25 protein-coding genes, 1 tRNA gene and 1 riboswitch are annotated in these 24,831 nt (G+C 63.1%); of the genes, 4 read left to right on the top strand and 22 right to left on the bottom strand.

All coding sequences use genetic code 11. The features are described 5' to 3' along the window. Window positions 1–64: 64 nt before the first annotated feature. From DWG20_RS08170 to metK, 4 genes are all read right to left on the bottom strand, one after another. Entirely contained in the window at window positions 65–622 is a 558-nt protein-coding gene (locus DWG20_RS08170) for a TIGR00645 family protein (RefSeq protein ID WP_115433342.1), read from the bottom strand. A 14-nt stretch (window positions 623–636) separates the two neighbouring features. Then, the gene (gene metF, locus DWG20_RS08165; protein ID WP_115433341.1) at window positions 637–1,470 is read right to left on the bottom strand and encodes a methylenetetrahydrofolate reductase [NAD(P)H]; all 834 of its coding nucleotides are present in this window, start codon (window positions 1,468–1,470) and stop codon (window positions 637–639) included. A gap of 74 nt (window positions 1,471–1,544) precedes the next feature. Next, on the bottom strand, window positions 1,545–2,945 hold the full coding sequence (gene ahcY / locus DWG20_RS08160; protein ID WP_115433340.1) for an adenosylhomocysteinase: 1,401 nt from the start codon (window positions 2,943–2,945) through the stop codon (window positions 1,545–1,547). Window positions 2,946–3,016: 71 nt separating this feature from the next. After that, window positions 3,017–3,077: riboswitch (S-adenosyl-L-homocysteine riboswitch) on the bottom strand. 134 nt (window positions 3,078–3,211) lie between these two features. Continuing rightward, a complete protein-coding gene (metK, locus tag DWG20_RS08155) occupies window positions 3,212–4,381 on the bottom strand; it encodes a methionine adenosyltransferase (protein WP_115433339.1) in 1,170 nt (389 codons plus the stop codon). 73 nt (window positions 4,382–4,454) lie between these two features. Here metK and DWG20_RS08150 point away from each other — a divergent pair, with 73 nt between their 5' ends. Next, window positions 4,455–5,342: a lysophospholipid acyltransferase family protein gene (locus DWG20_RS08150; RefSeq protein ID WP_115433338.1), complete on the top strand. Its 888-nt coding sequence runs from the start codon at window positions 4,455–4,457 to the stop codon at window positions 5,340–5,342. Beyond that, on the top strand, window positions 5,339–6,205 hold the full coding sequence (locus DWG20_RS08145; protein WP_115433337.1) for a lipid A biosynthesis lauroyl acyltransferase: 867 nt from the start codon (window positions 5,339–5,341) through the stop codon (window positions 6,203–6,205). The genes DWG20_RS08150 and DWG20_RS08145 overlap by 4 nt, the downstream gene beginning before the upstream one ends. A gap of 78 nt (window positions 6,206–6,283) precedes the next feature. Here DWG20_RS08145 and DWG20_RS08140 read toward each other — a convergent pair whose 3' ends face one another. The 18 genes from DWG20_RS08140 to tpiA form a co-directional block, all read right to left on the bottom strand. Continuing rightward, a complete protein-coding gene (locus DWG20_RS08140) occupies window positions 6,284–6,580 on the bottom strand; it encodes a DUF2818 family protein (protein ID WP_115434767.1) in 297 nt (98 codons plus the stop codon). Between the two features lie 118 nt (window positions 6,581–6,698). Then, a complete protein-coding gene (gene nuoN / locus DWG20_RS08135; RefSeq protein ID WP_115433336.1) occupies window positions 6,699–8,153 on the bottom strand; it encodes an NADH-quinone oxidoreductase subunit NuoN in 1,455 nt (484 codons plus the stop codon). An 18-nt stretch (window positions 8,154–8,171) separates the two neighbouring features. Then, a complete protein-coding gene (locus DWG20_RS08130) occupies window positions 8,172–9,665 on the bottom strand; it encodes an NADH-quinone oxidoreductase subunit M (RefSeq protein ID WP_115433335.1) in 1,494 nt (497 codons plus the stop codon). A gap of 45 nt (window positions 9,666–9,710) precedes the next feature. Further along, window positions 9,711–11,759 carry an NADH-quinone oxidoreductase subunit L gene (gene nuoL, locus DWG20_RS08125; RefSeq protein WP_115433334.1) on the bottom strand — a complete coding sequence of 683 codons (2,049 nt, stop codon included), beginning with the start codon at window positions 11,757–11,759 and terminating at the stop codon, window positions 9,711–9,713. A gap of 37 nt (window positions 11,760–11,796) precedes the next feature. Beyond that, the gene (nuoK, locus tag DWG20_RS08120) at window positions 11,797–12,102 is read right to left on the bottom strand and encodes an NADH-quinone oxidoreductase subunit NuoK (protein WP_066611908.1); all 306 of its coding nucleotides are present in this window, start codon (window positions 12,100–12,102) and stop codon (window positions 11,797–11,799) included. Between the two features lie 26 nt (window positions 12,103–12,128). Continuing rightward, the gene (locus tag DWG20_RS08115) at window positions 12,129–12,773 is read right to left on the bottom strand and encodes an NADH-quinone oxidoreductase subunit J (RefSeq protein WP_115433333.1); all 645 of its coding nucleotides are present in this window, start codon (window positions 12,771–12,773) and stop codon (window positions 12,129–12,131) included. Between the two features lie 9 nt (window positions 12,774–12,782). Then, a complete protein-coding gene (gene nuoI, locus DWG20_RS08110; protein ID WP_205694403.1) occupies window positions 12,783–13,262 on the bottom strand; it encodes an NADH-quinone oxidoreductase subunit NuoI in 480 nt (159 codons plus the stop codon). Window positions 13,263–13,289: 27 nt separating this feature from the next. Further along, window positions 13,290–14,336: an NADH-quinone oxidoreductase subunit NuoH gene (gene nuoH, locus DWG20_RS08105; RefSeq protein ID WP_115433331.1), complete on the bottom strand. Its 1,047-nt coding sequence runs from the start codon at window positions 14,334–14,336 to the stop codon at window positions 13,290–13,292. A 3-nt stretch (window positions 14,337–14,339) separates the two neighbouring features. Next, the gene (gene nuoG / locus DWG20_RS08100) at window positions 14,340–16,697 is read right to left on the bottom strand and encodes an NADH-quinone oxidoreductase subunit NuoG (RefSeq protein ID WP_115433330.1); all 2,358 of its coding nucleotides are present in this window, start codon (window positions 16,695–16,697) and stop codon (window positions 14,340–14,342) included. Window positions 16,698–16,736: 39 nt separating this feature from the next. After that, window positions 16,737–18,032, bottom strand: coding sequence for an NADH-quinone oxidoreductase subunit NuoF (gene nuoF, locus DWG20_RS08095; RefSeq protein WP_115433329.1), 1,296 nt, complete (start codon window positions 18,030–18,032; stop codon window positions 16,737–16,739). Beyond that, complete coding sequence (gene nuoE / locus DWG20_RS08090) at window positions 18,032–18,505, bottom strand: NADH-quinone oxidoreductase subunit NuoE (RefSeq protein WP_115433328.1); 474 nt, start codon at window positions 18,503–18,505, stop codon at window positions 18,032–18,034. Before nuoE ends, nuoF begins: the two co-directional genes overlap by 1 nt. Further along, window positions 18,505–19,758 carry an NADH-quinone oxidoreductase subunit D gene (locus tag DWG20_RS08085; protein ID WP_115433327.1) on the bottom strand — a complete coding sequence of 418 codons (1,254 nt, stop codon included), beginning with the start codon at window positions 19,756–19,758 and terminating at the stop codon, window positions 18,505–18,507. The genes nuoE and DWG20_RS08085 overlap by 1 nt, the downstream gene beginning before the upstream one ends. Continuing rightward, window positions 19,751–20,344 (bottom strand): NADH-quinone oxidoreductase subunit C, encoded by a 594-nt coding sequence (locus DWG20_RS08080; protein WP_115433326.1) that lies wholly within the window; start codon window positions 20,342–20,344, stop codon window positions 19,751–19,753. The genes DWG20_RS08085 and DWG20_RS08080 overlap by 8 nt, the downstream gene beginning before the upstream one ends. 11 nt (window positions 20,345–20,355) lie before the next feature. Continuing rightward, window positions 20,356–20,832 carry a NuoB/complex I 20 kDa subunit family protein gene (locus tag DWG20_RS08075; RefSeq protein ID WP_066611930.1) on the bottom strand — a complete coding sequence of 159 codons (477 nt, stop codon included), beginning with the start codon at window positions 20,830–20,832 and terminating at the stop codon, window positions 20,356–20,358. Further along, window positions 20,823–21,179, bottom strand: a complete 357-nt coding sequence (locus DWG20_RS08070) for an NADH-quinone oxidoreductase subunit A (RefSeq protein ID WP_115434766.1) — start codon at window positions 21,177–21,179, stop codon at window positions 20,823–20,825. The genes DWG20_RS08075 and DWG20_RS08070 overlap by 10 nt, the downstream gene beginning before the upstream one ends. Window positions 21,180–21,274: 95 nt before the next feature. Continuing rightward, window positions 21,275–21,360, bottom strand: a tRNA-Leu gene (locus DWG20_RS08065). 13 nt (window positions 21,361–21,373) lie between these two features. Continuing rightward, window positions 21,374–21,718, bottom strand: a complete 345-nt coding sequence (gene secG / locus DWG20_RS08060; protein WP_115433325.1) for a preprotein translocase subunit SecG — start codon at window positions 21,716–21,718, stop codon at window positions 21,374–21,376. A 10-nt stretch (window positions 21,719–21,728) separates the two neighbouring features. Beyond that, window positions 21,729–22,469 (bottom strand): triose-phosphate isomerase, encoded by a 741-nt coding sequence (tpiA, locus tag DWG20_RS08055; protein WP_115433324.1) that lies wholly within the window; start codon window positions 22,467–22,469, stop codon window positions 21,729–21,731. A 171-nt stretch (window positions 22,470–22,640) separates the two neighbouring features. Here tpiA and pstS point away from each other — a divergent pair, with 171 nt between their 5' ends. Both pstS and pstC read left to right on the top strand, forming a co-directional pair. Continuing rightward, window positions 22,641–23,678, top strand: a complete 1,038-nt coding sequence (gene pstS, locus DWG20_RS08050) for a phosphate ABC transporter substrate-binding protein PstS (protein WP_115433323.1) — start codon at window positions 22,641–22,643, stop codon at window positions 23,676–23,678. Window positions 23,679–23,859: 181 nt separating this feature from the next. Beyond that, window positions 23,860–24,822: a phosphate ABC transporter permease subunit PstC gene (gene pstC / locus DWG20_RS08045; RefSeq protein WP_115434764.1), complete on the top strand. Its 963-nt coding sequence runs from the start codon at window positions 23,860–23,862 to the stop codon at window positions 24,820–24,822. Window positions 24,823–24,831 lie beyond the last annotated feature (9 nt).

Genomic DNA, 24,831 nt, shown 5'->3' with positions numbered 1-24,831 from the left:
AAAAAGCCCCGTTCCCACCGAAGGCGGAACGGGGCTTTTCGCGCCGGCACGCGATCCTTTCGGTTCAGTGCGGCGAAGCCGGGGCGCTGTGCAGCGTCGAGTACAAGAGCTTGTCGGTGTAGGCGATCGCCGCCGCCGACACGAGAAAACCCAGGTGGATAAACAGCTGCCACATCATCGTCTGCGGCGACAGCTTGCTCGCGTTGATGAAGGTCTGCAGCAGGTGGATCGACGAGATGCTGATGATCGCCATCGACAGCTTCACCTTCAACACCGACGCGTTCACGTGGTCGAGCCATTCGGGCTGGTCCGGGTGGTTGTCGATCCTGAGGCGCGACACGAAGGTCTCGTAGCCGCCGACCGTCACCATCAACAGCAGGTTGGCGATCATCACCACGTCGATCAGGCCGAGCACCGACAGCATGATCTCGGTCTCGGACAGCACGTCCAGATCGCTCAACAAATGCCACAGCGACGCGATGAACTTGTACGCGTACACGCCCTGCACCACGATCAGGCCCAGATAGATCGGCAGCTGCAGCCAGCGGCTGGCGAACATCACCTGGCCGAGGCGCGACTTGCGGCTCTCGTTGAACGACAGGGCGTCGGTTTGACTCGTCATCTCATTTCCTCGTGTTACAGACCCAGGCGTTGCCACACGGTCGACACGAGCCCCGCCTGGTTCAGCGTGTAGAAATGCAGGCCGGGTGCGCCGCCGGTGAGGAGCTTGTCGCCCAGCTCGGTGACGACGTCCAGCCCCAACGCGCGGATCGACGCGATGTCGTCGCCGTAGGCCTGCAGCTTCAGGCGCAGCCAGCGCGGGATCTCGGCGCCGCACGCGTCGGAGAAGCGCGCGAGCTGGCTGAAGTTGGCGATCGGCATCAGGCCCGGCACGATCGGGATCTCGACGCCCTTCGCGCGCACGGCGTCGACGAAGTGGAAGTAGGCGTCGGCGTTGTAGAAGTACTGCGTGATCGCCGCATCGGCGCCGGCCTCGACCTTGCGCACGAAGTTGTCGATGTCGGCCGTCGCGCTCACCGCCTGCGGGTGGTATTCCGGGTAGGCGGCCACCTCGATGTGGAACCAGTCGCCGTGCTGCTCGCGGATGAAGGCGACCAGCTCGTTCGCGTAGCGGAATTCGCCGATGCCGACCATGCCCGACGGGATGTCGCCGCGCAGCGCGACGATGTGGCGGATGCCGTGGTTGCGGTATTCCTGCAGGATGGCGGCGATGCTCTCGCGCGTCGAGCCGATGCACGACAGGTGCGGCGCGGCGGCGTGGCCCTCGCCCTGGATCTCGAGCACGGCGGCCAGCGTGCCGTCGCGCGTGGTGCCGCCGGCGCCGAAGGTCACCGAGAAGAATTCCGGCTTGAACTGCGCCAGCTGCTGGCGCGTGGTGCGCAGCTTGGCGACGCCTTCCGGCGTCTTGGGCGGGAAGAATTCGAAGCTGAAGGTGCGGTTCTGGCTCATGGACGTCTCTTGTCGCAAAAACGGCGGCGTGCCGGTGTTCGGGCCGCCGCCGTGTGCCCTTTAAGGGTCGATTTTTAGTAACGGTAGTGGGTCGGCTTGTACGGGCCTTCCTTCGGCACGCTGATATAGGCGGCCTGCTCGTCGGAAAGTTCGGTCAGCTTGACGCCGATGCGCTCCAGGTGCAGGCGCGCGACCTTCTCGTCGAGGTGTTTCGGCAGCACGTAGACCTCGTTGCCGTACTTCTCGCCGGCACCGAAGATTTCCATCTGCGCGAGCACCTGGTTGGTGAAGCTGTTCGACATCACGAACGACGGGTGGCCGGTGCCGCAGCCGAGGTTCACCAGGCGGCCTTCGGCCAGCAGGATGATGCGGCGGCCCGACGGGAAGATGATGTGGTCGACCTGCGGCTTGATGTTGTCCCACTGGTACTGGCGCAGACTGGCGACCTCGATCTCGGAGTCGAAGTGGCCGATGTTGCACACGATCGCGTTGTTGCGCATCTTGACCATGTGGTCGTGCGTGATCACGCCGACGTTGCCGGTGGTGGTGACGAAGATGTCGCCCTGGTCGCACACGTCGTCCATCGTCACGACGCGGTAGCCTTCCATCGCCGCCTGCAGCGCGCAGATCGGGTCGATCTCGGTCACCCAGACGGTCGCGCCGAGGCCGCGCAGGCTCTGCGCGCAGCCCTTGCCGACGTCGCCGTAGCCGAGCACGACGGCGACCTTGCCGGCGACCATCACGTCGGTCGCGCGTTTGATGCCGTCGACCAGCGACTCACGGCAGCCGTACAGGTTGTCGAACTTCGACTTGGTCACCGAGTCGTTGACGTTGAACGCCGGGAACGGCAACAGGCCGTCTTTTTCCAGCTGGTACAGACGATGCACGCCGGTCGTGGTTTCCTCGGTCACGCCCTGGATATGCTGCAGGCGCTTCGAGTACCAGTTGGCGTCTTTTTCAAGATAACGCGCGATCGCGGCGTACAGCGCGACCTCTTCCTCGTTGGTCGGCTCGGAGATGACCGCACGGTCCTTCTCGGCCTTGCTGCCGAGCAAGAGCAGCAGCGTCGCGTCGCCGCCGTCGTCGAGGATCATGTTCGCCGGCTGACCTTCCGGCCATTCGAAGATCTTGTGGCTGAATTCCCAGTACTCGTCGAGCGACTCGCCCTTGAACGCGAACACCGGGATGTTGGCGGCGGCGATCGCGGCGGCGGCCTGGTCCTGCGTCGAGAAGATGTTGCACGACGCCCAGCGCACTTCGGCGCCCAGCGCGGTCAGCGTCTCGATCAGCACGCCGGTCTGGATGGTCATGTGCAGCGAACCGGCGATGCGGGCGCCCTTGAGCGGCTTGGAATCGCCGTAATCGGCGCGCAGCGCCATCAGGCCCGGCATCTCGGTTTCGGCGATCGCCAGTTCCTTGCGGCCCCAGGCGGCAAGGCCGATGTCGGCGACGAGGTAATCTTTGAATTCAGCCATCGTGGATGATCCTTCACGAAGGCCGGGAGGGACGCGGCTCACCCGGCATCCCGTGCCCGGCACGGGTTATAGCGAGGTGAGCGCCGTTTGGGGTCCGGGCCTGGGGCATATGCCTCGCAGCGCTCCCCGGAATCCGGCCATTATACAGGGCGTGGCGCGAATGGTCGAAACGTTGGCCGAGCCCGGGAAAACGCTCGGCCAACCCTTGTCCCGATAAAACAAACGCCCCGTGCGAGACGGGGCGTTTTGTTGGCAGCAAGCGGCGATTACAGACCGGCGTCGGCGCGCAGCGCGTCGGCCTTGTCGGTGCGCTCCCAGCTGAACTCCGGCTCTTCGCGGCCGAAGTGGCCGTAGGCGGCGGTCTTGGTGTAGATCGGGCGCAACAGGTCGAGCTGCTGGATGATGCCTTTCGGGCGCAGGTCGAAGTGGCGCTTCACCAGTTCGACGATCAGCTCGTTCGGCACGACGTTGGTGCCGAAAGTGTCGACCGAGATCGACGTCGGGTGCGCGACGCCGATCGCGTACGAGACCTGGATCTGGCACTGGCGCGCAAGGCCAGCGGCGACGATGTTCTTCGCCACGTAACGGCCGGCGTAGGCCGCCGAACGGTCCACTTTGCTCGGATCCTTGCCCGAGAACGCGCCGCCGCCGTGCGGCGCGGCGCCGCCGTAGGTGTCGACGATGATCTTGCGGCCGGTCAGGCCGCAGTCGCCCTGCGGGCCGCCGATGACGAAGCGGCCGGTCGGGTTGATCAGGTACTTGGTGTTCTCGGTCAGCATGTCGGCCGGCAACACCGGCTTCACGATGTCCTCGATCACCGCCTCGGTCAGCGTCTTGTGGTCGATCTCCGGCGCGTGCTGCGTCGACAGCACGACGGTGTCGATGCTCTTCGGCAGGCCGGTCTCGGCGTCGTAGACGCAGGTGATCTGGCTCTTGGCGTCCGGGCGCAGCCACGGCAGGCGACCGTCCTTGCGCAGTTCCGACTGGCGCTGCACCAGGCGGTGCGCGTAGTAGATCGGGAACGGCATCAGGGTCGGCGTTTCGTCGCAGGCGTAGCCGAACATCAGGCCCTGGTCGCCGGCGCCCTGGTCGAGGTCGAGGCCTTCGCCTTCGTTGACGCCCTGCGCGATGTCCGGCGACTGCTTGTCATAGCAGACCAGCACCGCGCAACCGCGGTGGTCGAAGCCCATGTCGGCGTTGTCGTAGCCGATGCGCTTGATGGTGTCGCGCGCGATCTGGATGTAGTCGATGTTGGCGTGCGTGGTGATCTCGCCGGCCAACACCACGAGGCCGGTGTTCACCAGCGTCTCGGCGGCGACGCGCGCGTGCTTGTCCTCGCGCAGGATCGCGTCGAGGATCGCGTCCGAAATCTGGTCGGCCACTTTGTCCGGATGGCCTTCAGACACCGACTCCGAAGTAAACAGGTATTCGCTCATTTCCTTGACGTTCCCGAATATTGCTCATTGCTTAAGATGATAGACTACGCCGTTTTGAATCCACGCAAACGCTATGGCCCGCTTGATCGAATTGCTGTTTCACGCGCTGGCGCGACTGCCGCTGGGGCGGTTGCAGGGGGTGGGTTCGCTCTGTGGTCGGCTGGTCTACCATGCCTCGCCGCGGTTCGCCGCGAGGCTGAAATCGAATCTGGCGCAAAGCCAAATCGTGGGACCTTATCAGGACTTGACAGCCCTCGTCAAACAGTGCGCGGCCGAAACCGGCAAGGGCGCGTTCGAGCTGGCGATCGCCTGGAGCGCCGAACCGGCCACCATCGCCCGACAGATCAGGCGCTGCGAAGGCTGGCAGCACGTCGAGGCGGCGCTCTCGCGCGGCGACGGGATCGTGTTCGTCACGCCACACCTGGGCAGCTACGACATCGCCGGCCGTTACCTCAGTCAACGGCTGCCCTTCCCCCTGACCGCGATGTACCGCCCGCCGAAGATCGCCTGGCTCGAACCGCTGATGAACGCCGGCCGCGAACGCGGCCAGGGCAAGACCGCGCCGGCCAACGCGTCGGGCGTCAGGCAACTGGTCAAGGCGCTGAAGCAGGGCGAGGCGACCATCATCCTGCCCGACCAGGTCCCCGGCGGCGGCGAGGGCGTGTGGGCGCCGTTCTTCGGCCGTCCCGCTTATACGATGACGCTGCTCGCGCGCCTCGCTCAACTGAACGGCGTGACCACCCTCTTCTTCACCGGCGAGCGGCTGCCACGCGGCGAAGGCTTCGCGGTGAAGATCGAGCCGCCGATCGAGCCGTTCACCGGCGACAAGGACGCGGACGCGGCGCGGCTGAACCGCATGGTCGAGACGATGATCCGCCGCTGCCCTGCGCAGTATTTGTGGAGCTACAACCGATACAAGCACCCGGCCGGCGTGCCGGCGCCCGAACTGGACACCGAATGAAATTCGTCTTTGCCTTCCTGTGGGGGGTGCGCTTTCTGCCGATCCCGCTGCTTCACCTGTTGGCCGAGCTGCTTGGCACCCTCGCGTGGATCGCCGCGCGCGAACGGCGCCGCGTCGGCATGGTCAACGTCGGCCTGTGCTTTCCCGAACTCTCCCTCGGCCAATGTCGGCGCCTGGTGCGCGCGAACTTCGTGCAGATGCTGCGGCTGATGCTCGAATACGGCATCTGCTGGTACGCGTCGGCCGAGCGCATCAGGAAGCTCGTCACCGTCAAAAATCTGCACTACGTGACCGATCTACGCGAGGCCGGCCACGACGTGATCGTGTTCTACCCGCACTTCACCGCATTCGAGATGGGCTGCTTCCGGCTCAACCAGGACCTGCCGCTCGTCAGCGTCTATTCGCACCAGAAGAACAAGGAACTCGACGCGGCGATCTACCGGCACCGCCAGCGCTACGACAACGTGAAGATCGTGTCGCGCCAGGAGAGCCTCAGAAGCATCATCAAGGCGATGAAGGCCGACCACACGCCCTTCCTTTATTTGCCCGACCAGGACTTCGGCCCGCGCGACTCGCTGTTCGTGAAGTTCTTCAACACCGACGCGGCGACCATCCCGGGTCTCGCGCGCATCGCGCGGCTCGCGAACGCGCGCGTGGTGCCGGCGATCGCGCGGCGCGTCGGCTTCCGCTTCGAGATCGAGTTCTACCCGGCCTGGGACAACTTCCCGAGCGACGACGTCGTCGCCGACACGCGCCGGATGAACGCCTTCCTCGAGGACCGCATCCGCGAATGCCCCGAGCAGTACTTCTGGCTGCACAAGCGCTTCAAGACCCGCCCCGAGGGCGAAGCGCGCTTCTATTGAGCCAGGCCGAGCTCGGCCAAGCTTTGAGAGGCACCCGACAAAAAACCCGGCCGAGGCCGGGTTTTTTTTCATCGCGGATCACACGCCGCGCTTGCGCCAGAAGTAGCGGTAGACGAAGCCGGGGAAGGCGAACACCAGGAACAGCGCCAGCGTCGTCACGTAGAACTGCCAGTTCTGCGGGTGAACCGGCGCGCTGCGCCCCTCGAGCAGCCGCGCGAAGAGCCCGACCAGCGCGTACAGCACGGCCAGTTCGAGCAGGTGCCAGCCGAAGTGCTTGTTCTTCAGCTTCGCCACGCCGGCGAAGCTCTCGGTCAGGAACGGCAGGTTGGCCGCCAGCACGGCGACGATCAACAGGGTGGCGACACTCGCTTGCACAATCACTCCTAAGCTTCTTTAACGCGGGGTCTCAAAAAATAAGCGACCGGCTGCGTAGCGCAGGCGGTCGCCCGGGAGGGAATTGGGCGGCGCGCGCCCTAGTAAGTTCCCTGGAAGATTACAGCGCGGTCAGCGACTGCTTCATCGCTTCGAGGCACAACGCGACCAGACGCTCCGGGATCGCGCCCAGAACCAGGAGCGCCACGCCGTTCACCGACAGCAAGAGCTTCATGTCGGCGCGAACGACGATGGGCGCGTCGTCGGTCGCATCGTCGAAGTAGATGCATTTCACGACGCGCAGGTAGTAGAAAGCGCCGATCAGCGACATCACCACCGCGAAGACCGCGAGCCACACGAGACCGATGTTCACCACCGCCATGATCACCGCGAACTTGGCGAAGAAACCCACCAGCGGCGGGATGCCGGCCATCGAGAACATCGCCAGCAACATCAGGAACGCGTACCAGCTGTTGCGCTGGTTCAGACCCTTGAGGTCGTCGAGCGTCTCGCATTCGAAACCGGCGCGCGACAACGCCAGCAGGATGCCGAAGCCGACCAGCGTCATCAGCACGTAGATGACGGTGTAGAACAGCGCGGCCGAATAGCCGTCCGCGTTGCCGGCGATCAGGCCCAAGAGCAGGAAGCCCATGTGCGAGATCGTCGAGTACGCGAGCATCCGCTTGATGTTGGTCTGCACGATCGCGGTGATGTTGCCGACCGCCATCGACAGCACGGCAATGATCGCCAGCATGCCCTGCCAGTCGGCGACCAGAGGCGCGAGGCCCTGCGCCAGGAAACGCAGCACGAACACGAAGGCGGCCAGTTTCGGCGCGGCGCCGATCATCAGCGCGAGCGCGGTCGACGAGCCCTGGTAGACGTCGGGCACCCACATGTGGAACGGCACGGCGCCGAGCTTGAACGCGAGGCCGGCGACGATGAACACCAGGCCGAACACCAGCAGCACCTGGTTGGCCGAGCCCGACGCGATGCTCTTGGCGACGACGGCCAGTTCGAGCGAACCGGTCGCGCCGTAGATCATCGACATGCCGTAGAGCAACAGGCCCGAGGCGAGCGCGCCGAGCACGAAGTACTTCATCGCCGATTCGGTCGCCGGGATCGAATCGCGCTGCAGCGCGATCAGCGCGTACAGGCACAGCGACAGCAGTTCCAGACCCATGTAGAGCGACAGGAAGTGGCTCGCGCTGACCATCACGTTCATGCCCAACAGCGCGAACAGCGTCAGCGTGAAGTACTCGCCCTTGAAGATGCCGCGGTCGCTACAGTACTGACGCGTGTAGACCAGCACCGCGAAGGTGCTCGCGTACATCGCCAGCTTCACGACGGTCGACAGCGGGTCGGACACGAAGTTGTTGCTCAGCGTGTAGATCGCGTACGGTTCGGCCACCATCACTTGCAGCCCGGCCGTGATGACCAGGATCAGCAGCGACAGCGCATAGGTGATGCCGCGCTTGGCGTCCGAAATAAACAGATCGAGAAGAAGGAGCACCGACACGGCCGTGAGCAGGAACAGCTCGGGCTTGGCCGGTACCAGATTGAGATCAGCCCAGTTCATAGCGTTTTCCTTGAGACCTTACAGCTTGCTCTGCGCCACGTGGGCGATCAGGTCGTTGACCGAAAGGTGCATTTTCTCGACGAAGACCTGCGGATACAGACCCATGCCCAGCACCGCCAGGCCCAGGATCGCGAGCACCAGGAATTCCCGCTTGTTCACGTCCTTCATTTCGGCCACGTGGTGGTTGCCGACGTCGCCGAAGATCACGCGCTTGTACATCCACAAGGTGTAGGCGGCGCCGAAGATCAGCGTGGTCGCGGCGGCGAACGCGTACCAGAAGTTCACCTGCACGGCACCCATGATCACCATGAACTCGCCGACGAAGCCGGAGGTCGCCGGCAGGCCCGAGTTGGCCATGCCGAACAGCATCATGAAGGCGGCGAAGATCGGCATCTTGTTGACCACGCCACCGTAGTCGGCGATGTTGCGGCTGTGCACGCGGTCGTACATCACGCCGATGCTCATAAACATCGCGGCCGACACGAAGCCGTGCGAGATCATCTGCACCAGCGCGCCCTCTACCGCCCACGCGTTGAGATTGCTGCCGACGAACATGAAGAGGCCGAGCGTGACGAAGCCCATGTGCGAGATCGACGAGTACGCGACCAGCTTTTTCATGTCGGTCTGCACCAGCGCGACCAGGCCGATGTAGACGACGGCGATCAGCGACAGGCCGACGATGATCGGCGCCAGTTCACGCGACGCGTCCGGCAGGATGGGCAAGGCGAAACGCAGGAAGCCGTATGCGCCGATCTTCAGCGTGATCGCCGCCAGCACCATCGAACCGCCGGTCGGCGCCTCGACGTGCGCGTCCGGCAGCCAGGTGTGTACCGGCCACATCGGCACCTTCACCGCGAACGACAGGAAGAAGGCGATGAAAAGCAGCGTCTGCACCGACAACGCGATCTTCAGGTCGTGGAACGCGAGGATGTCGAAGCTCTTGCCGGCCTGGAAGTACAGGTAGATGAACGCGACCAGCATCAACAGCGAGCCGAGCAGCGTGTACAGGAAGAACTTGATCGACGCGTACACGCGGCGCGGACCGCCCCAGACGCCGATGATCAGGTACATCGGGATCAGCATGCCCTCGAAGAACACGTAGAACAGGATCGCGTCCAGCGCGGCGAACGCGCCGTTGATCAGGCCCGACATGATCAGGAAGGCGGCCATGTACTGAGCCACACGCTTCTGGATCACCTCCCAGCCCGCCAGCACCACCATCAGCGTGGTGAAGCTGTTGAGCACGATGAACAGCATCGAAATGCCGTCCACGCCGAGGGTGTAGTTGATGTTGAGCGACTCGATCCACGGGGCGTTCTCGACGAACTGCATCCCCGCGTTGAGGTTGTCAAAGTCGGTGAACAGCGGCAGCGAGACCAGGAAGCCGGCGACGGCGCCCGCCAGCGCCAGCCAGCGCGCCAGCGGCGCCTTCTGGTCACCGCCGGTAGCCAGCACCAGCAACCCGGCCACGATCGGTGTCCAGATCGCCAGACTAAGCGGATGTGTGAACATAGCAAGACCTAAGTTTGTTTTATTGCAATCTTGTACTCGGGCCGATCAGAAGATCAGCTGGGCGAACCACAGCGACATCAGCGCAAGCACGCCGATGATCATGGTCGTGGCGTAGCTGTAGATGAAACCGGTCTGCAGCTTGCGCACTAGGCCCGAGAACGCGCCCACCATCTTGGCGGTGCCGTTCACCAGCAAGCCATCGATCAGCAGGGTATCGCCGACCTTCCAGAACAAGGTACCCAGTGCGCGCGAACCCTTGGCGAACACGTTGAAGTACAGGTCGTCCATGTAGTACTTGTTCTCGAGCACGCGGTCGACGAAGGCGAAGCGCTGCTTGATCGCGGCCGGAATCTGCGGGGCCTTCATGTAGAAGAACCAGGCCGTTGCCACACCGGCCACTGCCAACCACAGCGGCAGCGTCTGCAGCGAGTGGATACCCATCGCGACGGCGCCGTGGAATTCGTGCGCCATTTCTTCCATCGCCGGATGCGCTTCGTGGTTCACGAAGATCACGCCCTTGAAGAAGTCGCCGTACAACAGCGGTTCGATCGCGAAGTAACCGATCAGCACCGACGGGATCGCCAGCACGATCAGCGGCAGCGTCACCACCCACGGGCTCTCGTGCGGCTTGTCGTCAGGCCCGAGGCCGTGGTGGTGATCGGCCGTCGGCTCTTCGTCGTCGTGGTCTTCGTCATGCCCGTGGTGCGATCCGTGGTTCTCCATCCACTGTTCCTTGCCGTGGAAGACACGGAAGTACATGCGGAACGAGTAGAACGCGGTCACGAACACGCCGGCTACGACGGCATAATAGGCGAAACCGGCCGCCGGCAGCTGCGACGCGTGCACCGCTTCGATGATCGAGTCTTTCGAGTAGAAGCCCGAGAAGAACGGCGTGCCGATCAAGGCCAGCGAACCGATCAGCGAGGTGATCCAGGTGACCGGCATGTATTTGCGCAGGCCGCCCATATTGCGCATGTCCTGATCGTGGTGCATGCCGATGATCACGCTACCCGCGCCGAGGAACAGCAGCGCCTTGAAGAAGGCGTGCGTCATCACGTGGAACATCGCGACCGAGTAGGCCGAGGCGCCCAGCGCGACGGTCATGTAGCCGAGCTGCGACAGCGTCGAGTACGCGACGACCTTCTTGATGTCGTTCTGGATCACGCCGAGGAAACCCATGAACAGCGCGGTGATCGAGCCGGTGATCAAGATGAAGTTCAGCGCGACGTCGGACAGCTCGAACAGCGGGCTCATGCGCGACACCATGAAGAGACCGGCGGTCACCATGGTCGCGGCGTGAATCAGCGCCGAGATCGGGGTCGGACCTTCCATCGAGTCCGGCAGCCACACGTGCAGCGGGAACTGCGCCGACTTACCCATCGCGCCGACGAACAGCAGGATGCAGGTCACGGTCATCAGCGACCATTCGACGCCCGGGAAGATCTCGATGGTGGCGTTGGCGAGATTCGGCGCGGCGGCGAACACGTCGCTGTAGTTCAGCGAACCGCCGAAATGCGCGAGCACCAGACCGATGCCGAGCAGGAAGCCGAAGTCACCGACACGGTTGACCAGGAAGGCCTTCAGGTTCGCATAGATCGCGGTCGGGCGCTTGAACCAGAAACCGATCAGCAGATAGGACACCAGGCCCACCGCTTCCCAACCGAAGAAGAGCTGGATGAAGTTGTTGCTCATCACCAGCATCAGCATCGAGAAGGTAAACAGCGAGATGTAGCTGAAGAAGCGCTGGTAGCCCGGGTCTTCCTGCATGTAGCCGATGGTGTAGATGTGCACCATCAGCGACACGAAGCTCACCACCACCATCATCATCGCCGTCAGCGAGTCGACGAGGAAGCCGACCGAGAATTCCATGCCGCCGACGGTCAGCCAGGTGTACACCGGCGCGTTGAAGACGCTGGCCTCGCCGGACAGGAATCCGGCCAGGACCTTGAGCGACAGCGCGGCCGATACGGCCACGCCGAGGATCGTCACGACGTGAGCCGCGCGGCGTCCGATCGCCCACCCAAACAAGCCTGCAATCAGCGAACCCGCCAGAGGCGAGAGCGCAATCAGCAGGTACAAGCTTTTCATATCCATGCTTAGCGTGCTTTAGGTAAGTTGAGATTCGGTGATCTTAGCCTTTGAGGCTGCCCAGATCTTCCACGTTGATGGTGTTCAGGTTGCGGAACAGCACCACCAGAATGGCAAGACCGATCGCGGATTCCGCGGCTGCCACGGTCAGAATAAAGAACACGAAGATCTGACCGGCGGTATCCGACAGGTAATGCGAGAACGCGATGAAGTTGAAGTTCACCGCGAGCAGCATCAGCTCGATCGCCATCAACAGCACGATGACGTTCTTGCGGTTCAAAAAGATGCCCAGCACGCTAATGGCGAACAGGATTGCGGCCAGCACCAGGAAGTGAGTCAGCGTCAGCACGTTTCCTCCCTTTTTCTAAGTGGCCGTCAGGCCTGTTGTTCACCAGACACGCTTTCGGTGTCCGCTACGGCACGCTTTTCGGCGTCCATCTTCACAATGCGCACGCGATCTACGCTACGCACTTTGACCTGCACAGCCGGATCGACGAACTTGGTGTCCTTGCGCTGGCGCTGGGTCAGGCCGATCGCGGCGATGATCGCCACCAGCAGCACCACGGCGGCCAGCTCGAACGCCAGCAGGTAGGTGGTATAGATCTGACGACCCAGTTCCTTCACGTTGCTCGCATCGGCGGCGACCGGCGCGGCCGCCTGGAAGTGATCGAGCGACGCCTGCGGGCTCATCAGGATCAGCACCATCTCGGCGACCATGATCAGGGCGACGGTGCCCGCCAGCGGGAAGTTGCGCCAGAAGCCCTCTCGCAACTTCTCGAAGTTGATGTCGAGCATCATCACCACGAACAGGAACAGCACCATCACCGCGCCGACATAGACGAGCACCAGCGTGATCGCAAGGAACTCGGCCTGCAGCAGCAGCCAGTGGCCGGCGCTGGTGAAGAAGGCCAGCACCAGATACAGCGCGGCGTGCACCGGGTTTTTGGCGGTGATCACGCGGAAACTCGCGAAGATCAGGATCGCCGACAGCACATAAAATACAAAGGCTTGAAAGTTCATCACGTCCCCTTAGCGGTATTTGGCGTCGGCCGCCTTGTTGGCCGCGATTTCCGCCTCGTACTTGTCGCCCACCGCCAGCAGCATCGGCTTCGTGTAGTAGAGGTCGCCACGTTTTTCGCCGTGGTATTCGAAAATGTGCGTCTCGACGATCGCGTCGACCGGGCACGCTTCTTCGCAGAAACCGCAGAAGATGCACTTGGTCAGGTCGATGTCATAGCGCGTCGTGCGGCGGGTGTTGTCCTCCCGCTGCTCCGACTCGATGGTGATCGCCAAGGCCGGGCAGACCGCCTCGCACAGCTTACAGGCGATGCAGCGCTCTTCGCCGTTGGCGTAGCGGCGCTGCGCGTGCAGACCGCGGAAGCGCGGCGAGATCGGCGTCTTTTCTTCCGGGAATTGCACGGTGATCTTGCGCGCGAACAGGTGACGGCCGGTCAGCGCCAGGCCCTTCACCAGCTCGATCAGCAGGAAGGTTTTGAAAAAATTGCGAATCGTATCCATGCTCTTCATCACCCAGAGTTACTGCCAGATCGACAGCGGGCTCATCAACCAGACGCCCAGCACGACCACCCACACCAGGGTCACCGGAATGAACACCTTCCAGCCCAGACGCATGATCTGGTCGTAGCGGTAACGCGGGAAAGTCGCGCGGAACCACAGGAAGCAGAACAGCACCAGCGCCACCTTCAGCGCGAGCCAGAAGAAGCCGGCCGCCCCGAGGAAGCCCCACGACACCGGGAACGGCGACAGCCAGCCACCCATGAACATGATCGCGGTCATCGTCGAGACGAGGATCATGTTGGCGTATTCGGCGAGGAAGAACACCGCGAACGCCATGCCCGAGTATTCGACGTGGAAGCCGGCGACGATCTCCGACTCGCCCTCGGCGACGTCGAACGGCGCACGGTTGGTCTCGGCGACGCCTGAGATCAGGTAGACGAGGAACAGCGGGAACAGCGGCAGCCAGTTCCACGAGAACAGCGAACCGCCGGCGATGCCGTGCGCCTGCTGCTCGACGATCTTCACCAGGTTCAGGCTGTCGGACACCATCAGCACGCCGACCAGCGCGAAGCCCATCGCGATCTCGTACGATACGATCTGAGCCGCCGAACGCATCGCGCCGATGAACGAGTACTTCGAGTTGGCGGCCCAGCCGGCGATGATCACGCCGTACACGCCCATCGACGTGATCGCCATGATGAACAGCAGCGATGCGTCGATGTTGGCGAGCACCAGCTTGTCGGTGAACGGCACCACCGCCCAGGCGGCGAGCGCCGGCATGATCGCCAGCACCGGCGCGACCAGGAACAGGCTCTTGTTCGCGTTGGTCGGGAGAATGATCTCCTTGAGCAACAGCTTCAGGCCGTCGGCGATCGGCTGCAAGAGACCCTTCGGGCCGACCCGGTTCGGGCCGATACGGATCTGGATGTAGCCGATCACCTTGCGCTCGGCCAACGTCAGGTAGGCGACGGCAAGCATCATCGGGGCGACGATGGCCACGATTTTCAGCAGCGTCCAGACCGTCAGCCCCGCTTCAGTACCCAAAATGCCTTGAAAGAATTCCATCGATTAACCCCGCTTCAGTTCAATCGGGTCGAACATGCCGCCAAGCTGCGCGGTCGCCCGATGTGCGGCCGCCAGACGCAGCACGCCTTCGGGCAGGCCGGCGTCGGCCTTCACGACGATGCGCACTTCGGCGGCGCCCTGGCGAACCAGCGCCACCTCGCCATCGGCTAAGCCTGCCGCGGCCAGCACCGCCGGGTTGGCCGAGGCCACCGGGGACTGCGCGTGACGGGTCTGCTGCAGCGACGGCGCGCGGCGCACGATGGCGTCGAGCTGGTAGACCGGCACTTCGCCGACGCGGGCCAGGCCGTTCGCTGCCGCTTGGGTCAGCGCAACGCCCGACACGGCGTTCGACAGCTTGGCCGAGCCGTCGCCGAACGGGCCGACGAACTCGTTACGTACGTCTTCGGCGGTGTTCTGCTCGAAACCCGGCAGCGACAGCAGGTTGCCCAGCACGCGCAGCACCTTCCAGCCCGGACGCGTTTCGCCCAGCGGACGGACGACGCCGTTGAAGGTCTGCAGCTTGCCTTCCATGTTCACGAAGGAACCGGCGGTCTCGGAGAACGGTGCGATCGGCAAGAGCACGTCGGCGTAGTCGAAGAGGCCCTCGCCCTTGAACGAGGTGAACGCGATCACGGTGTCGGCGGCCTTCATCGCGGCGACGGAGGCCTGGCCGTCGTAGCTGTCGGCCTCGACTTCGGCATTGAACAGCACGTAGGCCTTGCGCGGCGAGGCGATCATCTGACCGGCGTCGAGGCCGGCGGTGACGCTCTCGCCCGCGAAGCCGCGCTTGGGCAGCACGCCGGCGAATTGCGCACCGACGCTGTTGGCCGCTTCGGACAGCACGCCGAAGTGCGCGCCGGTCAGGCGGGCGATTTCGCCGCCGATCGCCAACAGTTGCGAGAACACCGGCGAATGCTGGGCGACGCTGCCGAGCACGATCGAAGCGGTCTCGGCCTTGGTGAGGCTCTCGGCGATGCGGCGCGCTTCGTCGGAGACGGCCACGTTCGCGAGGTCGAGGTTGGCCGAGCCTTCCTTGATTTCGGCGACGGCCTTCAGCACCTGGGCGAGGCCGTCGGCCAGCGCTTGCGGCGCGACGATCAGCTTGCCGTTGATACGGGTCAACAGATTGTCGTCGGCGACGTGGATCAGGTTGAGTTCGGCACCCTTCTTGACCGCCTGACGCAGGCGGGCAGCCAACAGCGGCTGTTCCTGGCGCTGGGTCGAGCCGACCACCAGGATGGCGTTGGCCGAGGCCAGTTCGGTCACGGTCGAGCCGAGCCACAGCGCGCCGGCCTGGCCGGCGTCGGCTGCGAAGTCGCTCTGGCGCAGACGGTGGTCGATGTTGTTCACGCCGAAGGCGCGCGCCAGCTTCTGCAGCAGGTAGAGTTCTTCGGTGGTCGAGCCGGCACCGGCGAGCACGCCGATCGCGTCCTTGCCATGCTGGGCCGACACGCCGGTCAGACCCTTGACGACATAGTCGAGCGCGGTCTGCCAGTCGGCTTCGTGCCACTGGCCGTCGTGCTTGATCATCGGGCGCGTCAGGCGCTGCTCGGAGTTCAGCGCTTCGTACGAGAAGCGGTCACGATCGGACAGCCAGCATTCGTTGATCGCCTCGTTTTCCAGCGGCAGCACGCGCATCACCTTGTGGTTCATCACCTGTACGATCAGGTTGGAACCAAGGCCGTCGTGCGGCGCGACGCTCTTGCGGCGCGACAGCTCCCACGAACGGGCGCTGTAGCGGAACGGCTTGGACGTCAGCGCGCCGACCGGGCACAGGTCGATCACGTTGCCGGAGATTTCCGAATCCACGGTCTTGCCGAGGAAGGGCAGGATCTCGGAGAACTCGCTCCGGTGCGCCATGCCGATTTCCTGGAAGCCGCCGATTTCCTCGGTGAAGCGCACGCAGCGCGTGCAGTGGATGCAGCGGCTCATCTCCTCGGCCGAAACCAGCGGGCCCATATCCTTGCCGGATACCGAGCGCTTTTCTTCCTGGTAGCGCGAGGACGAACCGCCGTAGCCGACCGCGATGTCCTGCAGTTGGCATTCGCCGCCCTGATCGCAGATCGGGCAGTCGAGCGGGTGGTTGATCAGCAGGAACTCCATCACGCCCTGCTGCGCCTTGACGGCGAGTTCGGAGTGCGTGTGGACCTTCATGCCGTCGGTGACCGGCGTGGCACAGGCCGGCAGCGGTTTCGGCGCCTTTTCCACTTCCACGAGGCACATGCGGCAGTTGGCCGCGATGGACAGCTTCTTGTGGTAGCAGAAGTGCGGGATTTCGGTACCCACCGAGTGGGCAGCATCCATGATGGTGCTGCCCTGGGGCACCGTCAGTTTCTTACCGTCGATTTCGATTTCAAGCATAGCGATGCGCTACCCGATTTTTAGGACCCGGAGACCGGATCAGCCCCATTTGTGATTGACCAGCGGCTTCTTGTGTTCGATGAGGTATTCGAACTCGTGGCGGAAGTGCTTGGTAAAGCTGCGAACCGGGAAAACCGCGGCGTCCGCGAGCGCGCAAATGGTACGGCCGGCCATGTTGTTGCCCACCGAGTCCAGAAGATCGAGATCCTCGGCACGGCCTTCGCCGTTGAGGATGCGGTGGATCACGCGGTACAGCCAGCCGGTGCCTTCACGGCACGGGGTGCACTGACCGCAGGACTCTTCGTGGTAGAAATAAGCGAGACGCTCGAGCGCGCGGACCATGCAGACGTCTTCGTTCATCACGATCACCGCGCCGGAACCGAGCATCGAGCCCGCCTTGGCGATCGAATCGTAGTCCATCGTGCATTGCATCATGATGTCGCCCGGCAGTACCGGCGCACTCGATCCGCCCGGGATCACCGCCTTGAGCTTCTTGCCGCCGCGCATGCCGCCGGCCATCTCCAGCAATTCGGAGAACGGGGTGCCGAGCGGAATCTCGTAGTTGCCCGGACGGTTCACGTGGCCGGACACCGAGAACAGCTTGGTGCCGCCGTTGTTCGGTTTGCCGAGCTCGAGGAACTTCTGCCCGCCCTGGGTGATGATGTACGGCACCGAGGCGAAGGTCTCGGTGTTATTGATCGTGGTCGGCTTGCCGTAGAGGCCGAACGACGCCGGGAAAGGCGGCTTGAAGCGCGGCTGGCCTTTCTTGCCTTCCAGCGATTCGAGCAGCGCGGTTTCCTCGCCGCAGATGTAGGCGCCGTAACCGTGGTGGCCGAACAGCTCGAACGAGAAGCTGCTGCCGAGGATGTTGTCGCCGAGAAAACCGGCCTTGCGGGCCTGGTCGAGCGCCTCTTCGAAGCGCTCGTACTCCTCGAAGATCTCGCCGTGGATGTAGTTGTAGCCGCGCTTGGCGCCCATCGCGTAGCCGGCGATGATCATGCCCTCGATCAGCGCGTGCGGGTTGTAGCGCTGGATGTCGCGGTCCTTGAAGGTGCCCGGCTCGCCCTCGTCGGTGTTGCACACCACGTACTTGTCGCCCGGGAACGAGCGCGGCATGAAGCTCCACTTCAGGCCGGTCGGGAAGCCCGCACCACCGCGGCCGCGCAGGCTCGAGGTTTTCAGCTCGGCGATCACGTCGTCCTGGGTGATGTTCTCGCCCAGGATCTTCTTGAGCGCCTGGTAACCGCCGCGCGCGACGTAGGCGTCGAGCGTCCAGCAGTTCGGATCGGAAGCATCGACGCCCTCGAACAGGATACCGTCAGCGAAGACTGCCATTATTCCAACTCCGCCAGTTTCTTATCGATGGCTTCACGCGTCATGAAGCTGCACATCGAATGGTTGTTCAACAGCATGACCGGCGCGTCGCCACAGGCGCCCATGCATTCGCCTTCCTGCAGCGTGAACTTGCCGTCCTCGGTGGTCTCGCCGAAGCCGATCCCCAGCTTTTCCTTGAGGTAGTCGGCCGCGTCGTAACCGCCGGTCAGCGCACACGGCAGGTTGGTACACACGGTCAGCTTGTATTTGCCGACCGGCTTGAGGTTGTACATGTTGTAGAAGGTCGCCACCTCGTAGGCGGCCACCGGCGGAATGCCGAGATAGTTGGCCACGAACTCGATGGTTTCGGTGGCGAGCCACCCCTTTTCCTGCTGAGCGATACGCAGCGCCGACATGGTCGCGGAGCGCTTCTGGTCGGCAGGGTACTTGGCGACCTCGCGGTCGATCCTGGCAAGCGATTCTGCGGACAACATTAGCGGTCGATCTCCCCAAATACGACGTCCTGCGTGCCGATGATCGCGACGACGTCGGCGATCATATGGCCACGGGACATTTCGTCCAGCGCGGCCAAGTGGGCGTAGCCCGGCGCGCGGATCTTCAGACGGTACGGTTTGTTGGCGCCGTCGGACACCAGATAGATGCCGAACTCGCCCTTCGGATGCTCGACCGCGGCGTAGGCTTCGCCTTCCGGCACGTGCATCCCTTCGGTGAAGAGCTTGAAGTGGTGGATCAGCTCTTCCATATTGGATTTCATCGACTCGCGCGACGGCGGCGCCACCTTGTGGTTGTCGGTGATCACCGGTCCTTCGTTGACGCGCAGCCATTTTATGCACTGCTGGATGATGCGGTTCGACTGGCGCATCTCTTCGATACGCACCAGGTAGCGGTCGTAGCAGTCGCCGGTCACGCCGACGGGAACGTCGAAGTCCATGCGGTCGTAGACGTCGTACGGCTGCTTCTTGCGCAGGTCCCACTCGATACCCGAACCGCGCAGCATGGCGCCGGTAAAGCCGAGCTGCAGCGCGCGCTCGGGCGTCACCACGCCGATGCCGACGGTACGCTGCTTCCAGATACGGTTGTCGGTCAGCAGCGTTTCGTAATCGTCGACGCACTTCGGGAAGCGGTTGGAGAAGTCTTCGATGAAGTCGAGCAGCGAACCCTGGCGGTTCTCGTTCAGACTCGCCAGAGCCTTGGCGTTCTTGATCTTCGAGACGGTGTACTGCGGCATCGTATCCGGCAGGTCGCGGTAGACGCCGCCCGGACGGAAGTAGGCCGCGTGCATGCGCGCGCCGGACACCGCCTCGTAGCAGTCCATCAGGTCCTCGCGCTCGCGGAAGGCGTAGAGGAACACGGTCATCGCGCCGATATCGAGCGCGTGCGCACCGATCCACAGCAGGTGGTTCAGGACCCGGGTGATTTCCGAGAACATCACGCGGATGTACTGCGCGCGCTCGGGTACCTCGAGCTGCAGCAGCTTTTCGATCGCCAGACAGTAGGCGTGCTCGTTGCACATCATCGACACGTAGTCGAGACGGTCCATATACGGCAGCGACTGGATGAAGGTCTTGTTCTCGGCCAACTTCTCGGTGCCGCGGTGCAACAGGCCGATGTGCGGGTCGGCACGCTGGATCACTTCGCCATCCAGCTCGAGCACGAGGCGCAGCACGCCGTGCGCGGCCGGGTGCTGCGGGCCGAAGTTAAGGGTGTAGTTGCGGATCTCAGCCACCGTAGTTCTCCTCGCGGATGATGCGCGGCGTGATTTCGCGCGGTTCGATGGTGACCGGCTGGTAGATCACGCGGGCCTCGACCGGGTCGTAACGCATTTCGACGTAGCCGGACAGCGGGAAGTCCTTGCGGAACGGGTGGCCGACGAAACCGTAGTCGGTCAGCAGGCGGCGCAGGTCGGAGTGGCCTTCGAACACGATGCCATACAGGTCGAACGCCTCGCGTTCGAACCAGTTGATGCCGTTCCATACGGCTTCGAGCGACGGCAGCACCGGGAAGGTGTCATCCGGCGCGAAGGCGCGCACGCGGATGCGCCAATTGTGCTTGATCGACAGCAGGTGGTAGACGCCGGCGAAACGCGGCCCTTCCCAGACGGAGTCCTGGTAGGCGCTGTAGTCCATGCCGGCAGCGTCCATGCACTGCGCGAAGGAAAGTTCGGGATGATCACGGAGGGTGGTGGCCACCTCCACGAGGTCTGCGGCGCGGCAGACGATGGTCAGCTCATCGAGCACCAGCTTGGTCGACACCAGTTTGTCGCCAAACACCTGCTCGACAAGCGCCTTGAGCGCTTCCGTTTTGGATGCCATGGGCGGTTACCTTAGCGGGCGATGGTATAGGTGCGTTTGATTTTGTTCTGGAGCTGGATAATGCCGTACAGCAGCGCCTCGGCCGTCGGCGGACAGCCCGGCACGTAGACATCAACCGGCACGATGCGATCACAGCCGCGCACCACCGAGTAGGAATAGTGGTAATAACCACCGCCGTTCGCACAGGACCCCATCGAGATCACCCAGCGCGGTTCGGCCATCTGGTCGTAGACCTTGCGCAGGGCCGGGGCCATCTTGTTGCACAGCGTGCCGGCCACGATCATCAAGTCGGACTGACGCGGGCTCGGACGGAACACGATACCGAAGCGGTCCAGGTCGTAACGGGCGGCGCCCGCGTGCATCATTTCAACAGCACAGCAGGCCAGACCAAAGGTCATCGGCCACAACGAACCGGTACGCGTCCAATTGATGAGCTTATCGGCCGAAGTGGTGACGAAGCCTTTTTCAAGGATGCCTTCTACTCCCATTCCAGGGCTCCCTTTTTCCACATGTAGACAAAGCCGATTGTCAGGACGGTGATGAACTCGATCATCACGCCAAAACCGAACATGCCAAGTTCCTTCAACACGACGGCCCACGGAAACAGGAAGGCGATCTCGAGGTCGAAAAGAATGAAAAGAATGGCAATCAGGTAGTAGCGGACGTCAAACTTCATGCGGGCGTCTTCGAAGGCCTCGAAGCCGCACTCATAAGGGGAGAGTTTCTCGGGGTCAGGACGGTTTGGCGCGACCAGACGACCCAAGAGAATCGGTACCACCCCAACGAGCAGACCCACCACGACAAACAACAGAATGGGAAAGTAGTTTTGCAGCATTTCCCGCACACCCCTCAAAAAAGGAGGCCGCAGGACCTCCTTGACACTGAACAAAACAGGCCACCGGGAGTCCCGGTGGCCTGTTTTTTCTATGGTGGTGCCGACAGTGAGACTCGAACTCACACAGCCTACGGCCACTACCCCCTCAAGATAGCGTGTCTACCAATTTCACCATGTCGGCTTAACCTGCATTGTCACTCCGGAATCTTTGAGCCTGGAGCTTTACTACCAGAGGCCCCGCTCGGGATTTGCGGAGCCGTTTGATCAACCTGCCCACCCATCACACCCAGCGCATCGTGCTTACCCGAGGAGAGGTAAACCAACGCCAAGCAAGTGGAAAAGAAAATTACCGCGGAAGTGGCGGTAACCCTGCTCAGAAAATTCGCCGAGCCGGTCGAACCGAAAATACTACCCGAAGAACCACCACCAAAAGCCGCACCTGCGTCAGCCCCCTTGCCATGCTGCATTAATACCAGCACGATAATTGCAAGCGCAGAGACTAAATTGACGACCCAGATCAGCGTTTTCAGAATTTCCATACTTTATCATCTATCCGGCAGCTTGGCAAATCTTCTTAAACGACTCGGCGTCCAGCGACGCCCCACCGACAAGAGCACCATCTACATTGGGCGTCGCCAATATGGCGACGGCGTTGTCGCTCTTTACGCTGCCGCCGTAGAGGACGCGAATATTAACCGAGCATCCGACGATTGGCAAGAGCTTTTGCTTCAGGTGCGCGTGCATCTGGGCGACCTGTTCGATACTCGCCACTTTGCCGGTACCGATCGCCCACACCGGCTCGTACGCGACGATGCATTCATCGCCCAGTGTCAACGCCTTCAGCACTTCGAGCTGGCCCTCGGTCACCGAAAGGTGCTCCCCCGCTTCGCGCTCGGCCAAGGTCTCGCCGATGCACAGCACCGGTTTCAGGCCGGCCTTGAGCACTGCCTCGATCTTCTCGCGCAACACGGCGTTGTCTTCTTGGAAGTATTGGCGGCGCTCGGAGTGGCCGAGCAGCACATAACTCACGCCGAGGTCGGCCAGCATGTTGGCCGAGGTCTCGCCGGTATACGCGCCGTCATCGGCGAAGCGGCTCGCGTCCTGCGCGGACAAGGCGATCGTGCTACCCGCGAGTGCGTGCGACGCCTGCGACAGATAGGCGGTCGGCACGGCGACACCCACTTCGGCCTCACAAGCGGCAAGACCGGCACGCAGCGCGTCGATGAGTTCGGCGTTGCGTGCGAGGCGCCCGTGCATTTTCCAGTTACCGATGATCAGTTTGCGGCTCATAGCTTATATCCTCGTTTCCGGCGCGCATTATATAAGAGATGCGCCGACGGCGGGCATCGCTCGGCCAACCTTCCCCTTCGACCGCGCCCGGATGACGACTTGTAATATTTCTGCAAACTGCTCGCTTTAGGATTCGCCCTGTGCCATAAAGCGCTAACTTTGGGAGCTCGCATGAAAACCACCGTCCGTTTGGCTGCAACCTTCGCCCTGACCGGGGCGTTCGCCACTTCTGCTTTCGCCGCCGACATCACCGGCGCCGGCGCGACCTTCCCGTACCCGCTGTACGCCAAATGGGCCGAGGCCTACAAGGCCAAGACCAATAACAATATGAACTACCAGTCGATCGGCTCGGGCGGTGGCATCAAGCAGATCCAGTCCAAGACCGTCGACTTCGGCGCGTCCGACATGCCGCTCAAGCCGGAAGAGCTGGAAAAGCACAACCTGACCCAGTTCCCGACCGTGATCGGCGGCGTGGTACCGGTGATCAACGTGCCGGGCATATCCGGCGGCCAGCTGAAGCTGACCGGCCCGCTGTTGGCCGACATCTACCTGGGTAAGATCAGCCAGTGGAACGACGCGGCGCTCGCCAAGCTGAACCCAGGCGTGAAGCTGCCGGGCCAGAAGATCACCGTCGTGCGTCGTTCGGACGGCTCGGGCACCACCTTCCTGTTCACCAACTACCTGTCGAAAGTGTCTCCGGAGTGGAGCAGCAGCGTCGGCTCGAACACCGCGGTCAGCTGGAAGACCGGCGTCGGCGGCAAGGGTAACGAGGGCGTCGCCAACTACGTGACCCGCATCAAGGGCTCGATCGGCTACGTCGAATACGCCTACGCCAAACAGAACAAGATCGCGCACGTCGCGCTGCAGAACTCGGCGGGCAGCTTCGTGCAGCCGGACGACGCGACCTTCAAGGCCGCCGCCGCCAACGCCGACTGGAAGAAGGCACCGGGCTTCTACCTGATCCTGACCAACCAGGCGGGCAAGAACAGCTGGCCGATCTCGGGCGCGACCTTCATCCTGATGCACAAGAAGCAGGACAAGCCGACGCAGGGCGCCGAAGCGCTGAAGTTCTTCGACTGGGCTTACAGCAGCGGCGATGCGATCGCGACCCAGCTCGACTACGTGCCGATGCCGGGCGTGACCAAGGCCGCGATCCGCGACAGCTGGAAGCAGATCAGCGACGGCAGCAAGCCGGTCGCCTGGAAATAAGCGAACAACAATAAAACGACAGGCCGGCCACCACGTCCACGCGTCGTGATGCCGGCCGGATTGACAGCCGGGGGACGCTCCCCGGCTTTTTGTCTAAATATCGGCCGAATATTTATTCCAAAAGGATAAAACGTGTATGCCTCCGTCCATGGACCAAGCGCGGCTGAATACTGAGCAAAGCATGCAAAAGTACCAGAACGCCCACAGCCACCAGCGCCAGCGCCTTCTCGACTCGGTGTTCCGGGGCGTGACGCGCTTCTTCGCCTTCCTCGTGCTGGCGCTGCTGCTCGGCATCCTGCTGTCCTTGCTGGTCGGCGCGATGCCGAGCATCAAGGCGTTCGGCTGGGGCTTTCTGACCTCGAGCGACTGGGACCCGGTCGGCGAAAAGTTCGGCGCGCTGGTGCCGATCTACGGAACGATCGCGACCGCGGTGATCGCGCTTCTGATCGGCGTGCCGGTCAGCTTCGGCATCGCGCTGTTCCTGACCGAGCTGTGCCCGGTGTGGCTCAAGCGCCCGCTCGGCATCGCGATCGAATTATTGGCGGGCATCCCTTCGATCATCTACGGCATGTGGGGTCTGTTCGTGTTCGCCCCGCTGTTCGGCGAACACGTACAACCCTGGCTGATCGAGAACCTCGGCGAGCTGCCCGGTATCGGCTTCCTGTTCCAGGGCGCGCCGATGGGCATCGGCATCTTCACCGCCGGCCTGATCCTCGCGATCATGGTGATCCCCTTCATCGCTGCGGTGATGCGCGACGTGTTCGAGATCGTCCCGCCCTTGCTCAAGGAATCGGCGTACGGCCTCGGCTCGACCACCTGGGAAGTCGTACGCCACGTGGTGCTGCCGTACACCAAGACCGGCGTCGTCGGCGGCATCATGCTCGGCCTGGGCCGCGCGCTCGGCGAGACGATGGCGGTCACCTTTGTGATCGGCAACTCGTCGAACTTCGCGACCGGCCTGTTCGAGCCGGGCAACTCGATCGCGTCGTCGCTGGCCAACGAGTTCGCCGAGGCGAGTGGCGATCTGTATCTGGCGTCGCTGATCGAACTCGGCCTGATTCTGTTCTTCATCACCTTCGTGGTGCTGGCCTTCTCCAAGATCCTGCTGCTTCGCCTGAAGCGCCAGGAAGGCCGACAGCACTAGGAGCCTGAC

This window comes from Crenobacter cavernae, assembly GCF_003355495.1.
GTDB lineage: Bacteria > Pseudomonadota > Gammaproteobacteria > Burkholderiales > Chromobacteriaceae > Crenobacter > Crenobacter cavernae.
This window is presented reverse-complemented; position numbering and strand designations above follow the sequence as displayed.

Excerpts from the sequence above, each read along its gene's own strand:
- DWG20_RS08170 (WP_115433342.1), bottom strand. The coding sequence starts at position 622 with ATGACGAGTCAAACCGACGCCCTGTCGTTCAACGAGAGCCGCAAGTCG.
- metF (WP_115433341.1), bottom strand. The coding sequence starts at position 1,470 with ATGAGCCAGAACCGCACCTTCAGCTTCGAATTCTTCCCGCCCAAGACG.
- ahcY (WP_115433340.1), bottom strand. The coding sequence starts at position 2,945 with ATGGCTGAATTCAAAGATTACCTCGTCGCCGACATCGGCCTTGCCGCC.
- metK (WP_115433339.1), bottom strand. The coding sequence starts at position 4,381 with ATGAGCGAATACCTGTTTACTTCGGAGTCGGTGTCTGAAGGCCATCCG.
- DWG20_RS08150 (WP_115433338.1), top strand. The coding sequence starts at position 4,455 with ATGGCCCGCTTGATCGAATTGCTGTTTCACGCGCTGGCGCGACTGCCG.
- DWG20_RS08145 (WP_115433337.1), top strand. The coding sequence starts at position 5,339 with ATGAAATTCGTCTTTGCCTTCCTGTGGGGGGTGCGCTTTCTGCCGATC.
- nuoN (WP_115433336.1), bottom strand. The coding sequence starts at position 8,153 with ATGAACTGGGCTGATCTCAATCTGGTACCGGCCAAGCCCGAGCTGTTC.
- DWG20_RS08130 (WP_115433335.1), bottom strand. The coding sequence starts at position 9,665 with ATGTTCACACATCCGCTTAGTCTGGCGATCTGGACACCGATCGTGGCC.
- nuoL (WP_115433334.1), bottom strand. The coding sequence starts at position 11,759 with ATGGATATGAAAAGCTTGTACCTGCTGATTGCGCTCTCGCCTCTGGCG.
- DWG20_RS08115 (WP_115433333.1), bottom strand. The coding sequence starts at position 12,773 with ATGAACTTTCAAGCCTTTGTATTTTATGTGCTGTCGGCGATCCTGATC.
- nuoH (WP_115433331.1), bottom strand. The coding sequence starts at position 14,336 with ATGGAATTCTTTCAAGGCATTTTGGGTACTGAAGCGGGGCTGACGGTC.
- nuoG (WP_115433330.1), bottom strand. The coding sequence starts at position 16,697 with ATGCTTGAAATCGAAATCGACGGTAAGAAACTGACGGTGCCCCAGGGC.
- nuoF (WP_115433329.1), bottom strand. The coding sequence starts at position 18,032 with ATGGCAGTCTTCGCTGACGGTATCCTGTTCGAGGGCGTCGATGCTTCC.
- nuoE (WP_115433328.1), bottom strand. The coding sequence starts at position 18,505 with ATGTTGTCCGCAGAATCGCTTGCCAGGATCGACCGCGAGGTCGCCAAG.
- DWG20_RS08080 (WP_115433326.1), bottom strand. The coding sequence starts at position 20,344 with ATGGCATCCAAAACGGAAGCGCTCAAGGCGCTTGTCGAGCAGGTGTTT.
- DWG20_RS08075 (WP_066611930.1), bottom strand. The coding sequence starts at position 20,832 with ATGGGAGTAGAAGGCATCCTTGAAAAAGGCTTCGTCACCACTTCGGCC.
- DWG20_RS08070 (WP_115434766.1), bottom strand. The coding sequence starts at position 21,179 with ATGCTGCAAAACTACTTTCCCATTCTGTTGTTTGTCGTGGTGGGTCTG.
- secG (WP_115433325.1), bottom strand. The coding sequence starts at position 21,718 with ATGGAAATTCTGAAAACGCTGATCTGGGTCGTCAATTTAGTCTCTGCG.
- tpiA (WP_115433324.1), bottom strand. The coding sequence starts at position 22,469 with ATGAGCCGCAAACTGATCATCGGTAACTGGAAAATGCACGGGCGCCTC.
- pstS (WP_115433323.1), top strand. The coding sequence starts at position 22,641 with ATGAAAACCACCGTCCGTTTGGCTGCAACCTTCGCCCTGACCGGGGCG.
- pstC (WP_115434764.1), top strand. The coding sequence starts at position 23,860 with ATGCAAAAGTACCAGAACGCCCACAGCCACCAGCGCCAGCGCCTTCTC.